Raw genomic sequence first — 6,479 nt, 5'->3', positions numbered from 1 at the left:
ATGCTGAATACGCCGAGAAATGGCCTAATATATCGCAGAAGCGCGATGCTCCTGTGGATGCCAAGGATATGGATGGTCTCGAAGGCAAGTTTGAAAAATTCTTTTCGCCAGAGCCTGGCGAGGGCGACTGATATTTTATTCGAGTTTAGAAATAAATAACCGATTTTTATCGCAGGGCGCATCTTGAAATATTGCGCCTTTTGCGCAGGCGCAGCAAAAAGTTGATTCTAATCACTTTTCGTGATAGTGTAACGGCATATGTTGATCATTGGACGTCAAATTTCGTGGCGCTAAAGCATAAATCACCAATCGGCTAGATTTATTTCGGACTCTGCAGTTCAGGGCGTGTTGTTTGTTTGCCCATCAATCTGTTTTGTCCGGATTGCTTTTGCGTGACAATTGGCGGCCGACAAACCGGGTTCCGGTTTCCAGTGATTGGTTTGACCGGTGCGTTTTGCCGGGCGCAGCAAGGAGTAGTTAAGCGCATGACAGCAGTTCAGCAGAAAAAGACCGCCCAGCGTATCGGATTTAAGACGGGCGAGTTTATTGTATATCCGGCCCACGGCGTAGGACAAATTGTGAATATCGAGGAACAGGAAGTTGCGGGCCACAAGCTTGAGCTGTTCGTTATTGATTTTCAGAAAGACAAAATGCGCTTGAAGGTACCGGTCGCCAAGGCAACAGCTATCGGTATGCGGAAACTTTCAGAGACAGACTATGTTGATCGTGCGTTGAAGGTTGTCCAGGGACGCGCTCGCATCAAGCGGACCATGTGGTCCCGCCGTGCCCAGGAATATGATGCGAAGATCAATTCTGKCGACCTGATTTCGATTTCGGAAGTCGTGCGAGACCTTTTCCGGGCTGACAACCAGCCGGAACAGTCATATTCAGAACGTCAGCTTTATGAAGCAGCGCTGGATCGCATGGCTCGCGAGATTTCCGCCGTCAACAAGATGTCGGAAACAGAAGCTGTACGCCTCATCGAGGTTAATCTCGCCAAAGGACCAAAGCGTGGCGCCAAGGCTGAAGAGGCCGAGGTTGAAGCAGACGTCGTTGTTGAAGACGAGCAGGAAGAAGCCGCATAACAACGGTTTCATCCGACGCATAAGAGAAGAGCCCGGCATTTGCCGGGCTTTTTTATTCGCTGATGATCTTGACCTTGTCGCCGGCGGACACCGTTCCGCCGGGTGGCAGTGCATTGATCAGGCGGAAGAGGTCGAGCTTTCGATCGGTGCCCATGATCTGGTTGGAGAGGCTGACCAGCGTGTCACCGGGCTTGACCGTGACGACCCGGATGCGCAGGGGTTTGGTATTTGCTTTCTCCTCAGGTGTAAGCAGGTGGAAGCTCCGGATGACCGTCTGCGAAGCCGGCATCAGCGTGGTGCTTCCCTTTGGAGCAGCTGTCAGAAAGCGGTAAATCCGGTTGCCGGCATTGACGACGAATATATCGAATTCCCAACGATCCGCTCGGGCTTTCGCGCTCGCCGCGGGCATTCCGTTGAACGTCACTGCCTGAACGCTGGCATCGTCAAGACCCGTAACCCAGCCGCTGCGCATGTAATCCGTCATCGACGGATTGCCTGAAACCTGCGTCCCGTCGAAGCGTATTGCCACCTCGCCCGGACCCGTTGCCATGACCGCGTCTGCGCTGTTGTCAATAGTGAAACCCTCAGGAACGGTAAAGCTTACACCGAGCAGCGGATGAACGAAGTTGCGTCCACGAACGTAACCTTCCTCGGGTGTGTCGCCATAGAGGATACCGTCGATGCCCTGCAGGAACGAGTCACGGTCGGTCGTGCCTACACCCGGTGCGCCGATACGACGGGCATGCCCGCGCGCGAGTTCGATGCGCTGTGGTGCTGAAGGGTGGCTTGCAAGAAAGTCGAGGCTCGCATCGGTCGCGCCCGAGACACTGCGGAAATCTGCATAGGACGCCATGGACTGGAGAAAGCGGGCGGCGGCGAAGGGATCATAGCCAGCCTCGCCGATCATCTTGATGCCAATGGCATCCGCCTGAAGTTCCTGGTTTCGCGAAAATTGCGCCATGCGCAGCTTTCCGCGGATCAGCGCTTCGCGTCCGGCACTATCGTCCTGCAAGACTTCCGAAACGACGCGACCGGCAATCTGTGCTTCCTGCTCGCGCTGCTGGCGTTCAATACCGTGATTGGCGATCACATGACCCATCTCATGTGCGATGACAGCTGCGAGTTCCGCACTGTCATTGGCAAGGGCAAGAAGGCCACGCGTCACATAAAGATAGCCGCCGGGGAGGGCGAACGCATTGATATTGGGCGAGTTGAGGATGGTAATACGATAGGTATGCGTTGGATTGTCGGAAACCGTAGTCAGGTTACCGACGACTTTGGCGACCATGCGTTCGAGCTTGGCATCCTTGTATTCGCCGCCATAGGTCGCAAGAATGCGAGGATGCTGCTCGGCACTGAGCTTTGCCAGCCTGTCGTTCTTGGTGACATTGTCGACTGTCACCGGATTTGACGAAGGTCCTAACGCGTCGTCCTTGGTGACATTGAGAACCTGGCACCCCGACAGGAAGGCGAGCAGCAGCGTTGCCGACGCAAGATTCCTGCGTCGAGCGGCTGGAAGCCATCCGTTGTAGTTGGGGGATTGGTGCGAAGCCAGAATCATGTCCTCATTGTCGTCGCGCGCGAGCAGATGCGTGTTTTCGTGCCCTTGCTAGCCCGACAAGCAGCTGTGAGCAAGAATTTCATTGTGTTCTTGAATGTGGCAACGCGTCGAAAATATGTCAAAGCGCAGAGTCTTCTGCACCGAGATATTTCCGCAACAGCGTTGGCGCCTTGGTTGAGAGCAGGTCTGCCGCCGGTCCCGAAGCAACGACTTTCCCATTGTCGAGGAAAACCAGCAAGGATTGCAGGCGCAAAGCATCGCCGGGATGATGCGTCACCATGACCACGGTCATACCGGTTTCTTCCTGCAGATCACCGACAAGGTCGAGCATCTCATGCCGCAAAGCAGGACCAAGAGAGGCGAAAGCCTCGTCAAGCAAGAGTACCGGCTGGTTCCGTACGAGCGCTCGCGCTATCGCCACCCGCTGGCGCTCACCGCCAGATAGAGCTTCCGGCTTTCGACGCTCCTTGCCGGAAAGGCCAACCTTGTCGATTGCCTCCGCAACAGCCGCCTTGTCAGTTTCGTCCAATCTGAGGTTGGGCTTACGGCCCAGCCCGACATTGGTGGTGACATCAAGATGCGCGAAGAGATTATTGTCTTGGAAGACCATCGAAACAGGCCGTTCCGAGGGGGCGGCATGGGTTACGTCCGCACCCGCAATTACAATCCGTCCGGATTTAGCCGTTTCAAATCCAGCGATGAGATTGAGCAGGGTGGATTTTCCCGCACCGCTTGGGCCTATGATCGCAATGATGGTCGCCGGTTCGATGGTCAGGTCGAAATGCATCGCCATGTCACCATAGTCGAAGTCGACCGCATCGAGGCGGATGGCCGCACCATCCTTGGTCCGGGCCTCGGTTCGGGAACGCTTAGCCAATGTTTGCGACCTCTCTCTTTGCCAGAGTGCCTGCACCTTTGTCAGCTGCGATCATCAGGAGCAAGCACAGCACACCGAGGATCAATGCCAGGCCTGCCGCATCCTGTGTACGATAGCTGCCCATCCGTTGCAGCAGCAAATAGGGCAGGGTCTGAATGGAATTGTTGCCGAAGAGAGCGATCGTACCAAGGTCGCCGAGCGATAGGGCCATCGCAAAGGCGAAAGCGACGCTCGACGGCCGCTTCAGAACCGGCAAGTCGATAAGACGAAGCCGGTTCCATCCGGTAATGCCCAATTGCGCACACAGCCTGTTGTGGCGGCTAGCCGCTGTATCCCATGTCGGGCGCAATATGCGAAACGCAAAAGGTATGGCCATCGCCGCGTTGACGCTCACGACCATAAAGGGTGCGAGACTGAATGGATCGACAAAATGGCGTGACAAGATAAACCAGCCGGAGCCGATAACGATCGGCGGAATGACCATGATGAGACTTGCACCGCGGTCGAGCGACCGCTCAAACAGTTTTGGCGAGGCGTAGCCACGCTGGCTTGCAAGATACTCGCGGGCCACCACCAACGCCAATGAAATGAGCAGCGACAGCGCAGCGGCACTTGCTCCGAACACGATGCTGGTCAGGATTGCGCGCCAAACAAGACCCTCACCCAGAAGCCGGAGAAGATCGGCCGCCAGCCCCGAAACGACTGTTCCGGCTATCGGCAGCGCGACGAAAAGCAGACCGAGGATTATCGTGGCTCCGTCCAGAAGGCGTGTCCTTAACGTTGGCTGGTCAAAACGGCGCGTCGTCGTGCGTAGGCTGAACCCTTCCTCGGTCGGGCGCCCGCTCAGGCTCAGAACCGATAGAACCGCAATGGTCAGGCACAATTGCACAAGCGTCAGCGAAACCGCACGGGCGATATCGAAATCGAAATGCAGCGATTGGTAGATCGCAACCTCTAGCGTCGTCGCACGCGGTCCGCCGCCGAGCGTCAGGACGATAGTGAACGATGTAATACAGAGCATGAAAATCAGCCCCGCGATTCCGGAAATGTTGCGCAGGATCACCGGCCATTCGATCACCCGAAATCGCGCCCATTTCCCCATGCCGAGTTGGGAAGAGAGTTTCCAATAGTCTTCCGGAATAGAGTCCATGCTCGAGAGTAGCAGTCGTGTCGCCAGAGGAAGGTTGAAAAACACGTGTGCGATGAGGATGCCGGTTAGACCGTAAATATTGGGAATGACGTCCAGCCCCAGCCAGCTGAACAGCGCAGCAAGCAGGCCATTGCGTCCATAGATGCTGGTTATACCGAGCACGGCGACAAGGGCTGGCAGCGCGAGCGGCAGAGCGAAGAGCCGCAAGATCATACTGCGTCCCGGGAAGTCTGGATGCGCGTAAAGGGCGCGAGCGAGCGGGATGGCAAGCCCCACCGAGAGCAGCATGGAGAGCAGCGCCTGCAGCAGTGTGAAGCGGGCAATTCGCCAGAGGTAGCCGTCGAAGGCCGCAAAGCCTTCCGTGCTGCCACGCAGCGCTTCAACTGAGAGGCACAAGCACGCACCGCCCGCAAGCACCGCAAGGAAGGCGAAGGCGAGAGCCCCCGCCAATGGCTTCAAGGATATCAATTTTGTTACAGGCTCATGGCCGACAGCCATTCATCGATCCAGGCTTTGCGATTCCTGGCCACTTCCTCCGGCGAAAAGATCAATGTTTTCGTCGGCTTCACCAAGGCATCAAAGGCGGGATTGAGCGGTCCACTTGTCTTCGCCGCCGGAAACATCCAGTTGCTTTCCGGAATGGTATCCTGGAATGCCGTGCCGGTCATAAAAGTCAGGAACTGCGCCGAAAGCGGGTTTTTTGCGCCATTCACAGTTTGCGCGGCCACTTCGATCTGCAGATAATGGCCCTCTTCGAATGCAGCGGCCTTGTAGCGCTCGGTCTTTTCAGCGATTACGTGATAAGCAGGCGAAGTCGTATAGGAAAGCACGAGCGGTGCTTCTCCCTTTGTGAACAGGCCGTAGGCTTCCGACCAGCCCGGCGTCACGGTCAACACGCGATCCTTCAGTTTACCCCAGGCTTCGCTGGCCTTGTCGCCATAGACGGACTTCACCCAGAGCAAGAGGCCGAGGCCGGGTGTAGACGTCCGCGGATCCTCGATAACGATTTTCTGGTTTGGATCACCCTCGACCAGTTGCTTGAGGCTGGTGGGTGGATTCTTGAGCTTTTCCGTATCGTAGATCACGGCAAAATAACCGTAGTCATAGGGTACGAAAGTATCATCTTGGTAGCCGCCGGGAATATCAATCGCGCTCGCGTCGATTGCGTGCGGGGCGAACAGTCCTGTTTCCTTCGCCTCATAGGTCAGATTTGTGTCGAGGCCAAGCACGACATCGGCTTTGGTTGAAGCACCTTCAAGTCTCAGACGGTTGAGCAGAGCGACGCCGTCCGTAACCGCGACGAAGTCCACAGTGCAATTGCATTGCTTTTGGAAAGCTTCCTTGACTTTCGGCCCCGGACCCCATTCGGCAGTGAAGCTTTCATAGGTATAGACCGTCAGTTTGCCATCGGCTTTTGCCGGTCCGGCAAGGGCAATTGCAAGAATGCCCGCCATGCTCAGAGACTTCAGAATAATGTCGAACAGCCGCATCGGCGCCTCCTAGAGTTGAAATTCAAAAGGATTGGTGCGCCGGCTTTATTGCCGCGTCTAATCCCTCCGCCGGTACAAACCGGATCAGGTTCCGCGGGTTGGCAGGATTTCTCCTTGAGCCTCTCAGCCGAATGGCACCCCGTTAGAGCATTGCAAAGATTAGAGATAAAGCTTTTGCCGTGCAAGCAATATGCCTTAGCCTCGGGTGTGCTTGCCCCTTGCCACGCCCGCTTTCGCGTCTGGCTATTGTTTGCATGTTGGGAAGACGGGCGGTCGTCGAAGCGCGTCTTGGTAGATAAGTAGTGCGATCCGAAGA

At 56.1% G+C, this 6,479-nt stretch carries 6 protein-coding genes and 1 riboswitch; of the genes, 2 read left to right on the top strand and 4 right to left on the bottom strand.

Going from position 1 to position 6,479, the window contains the following annotated elements:
* On the top strand, nt 1–131 hold a 131-nt coding region (locus ACXJ5O_RS15655), incomplete at its 5' end, for a DUF3470 domain-containing protein (protein ID WP_457300692.1).
* 354 nt (nt 132–485) lie between these two features.
* Nucleotides 486–1,085, top strand: coding sequence for a CarD family transcriptional regulator (locus tag ACXJ5O_RS15650; protein ID WP_457300690.1), 600 nt, complete (start codon nt 486–488; stop codon nt 1,083–1,085).
* A gap of 52 nt (nt 1,086–1,137) precedes the next feature.
* Here ACXJ5O_RS15650 and ACXJ5O_RS15645 read toward each other — a convergent pair whose 3' ends face one another.
* The 4 genes from ACXJ5O_RS15645 to thiB all read right to left on the bottom strand — a co-directional run bounded on the left by ACXJ5O_RS15645 (nt 1,138) and on the right by thiB (nt 6,163).
* Nucleotides 1,138–2,646, bottom strand: coding sequence for a M48 family metalloprotease (locus ACXJ5O_RS15645; protein ID WP_457300689.1), 1,509 nt, complete (start codon nt 2,644–2,646; stop codon nt 1,138–1,140).
* 118 nt (nt 2,647–2,764) lie between these two features.
* On the bottom strand, nt 2,765–3,439 hold the full coding sequence (locus ACXJ5O_RS15640; protein ID WP_457300691.1) for a thiamine ABC transporter ATP-binding protein: 675 nt from the start codon (nt 3,437–3,439) through the stop codon (nt 2,765–2,767).
* A 76-nt stretch (nt 3,440–3,515) separates the two neighbouring features.
* The gene (gene thiP, locus ACXJ5O_RS15635) at nt 3,516–5,171 is read right to left on the bottom strand and encodes a thiamine/thiamine pyrophosphate ABC transporter permease (protein ID WP_457300688.1); all 1,656 of its coding nucleotides are present in this window, start codon (nt 5,169–5,171) and stop codon (nt 3,516–3,518) included.
* Entirely contained in the window at nt 5,147–6,163 is a 1,017-nt protein-coding gene (gene thiB / locus ACXJ5O_RS15630) for a thiamine ABC transporter substrate binding subunit (protein ID WP_457300687.1), read from the bottom strand. The genes thiP and thiB overlap by 25 nt, the downstream gene beginning before the upstream one ends.
* Nucleotides 6,164–6,207: 44 nt before the next feature.
* A riboswitch (TPP riboswitch) is annotated at nt 6,208–6,315 on the bottom strand.
* Between the last annotated feature and the right edge of the window lie 164 nt (nt 6,316–6,479).

It is taken from the genome of Phyllobacterium sp. P5_D12, assembly GCF_054049495.1.
This window is presented reverse-complemented; position numbering and strand designations above follow the sequence as displayed.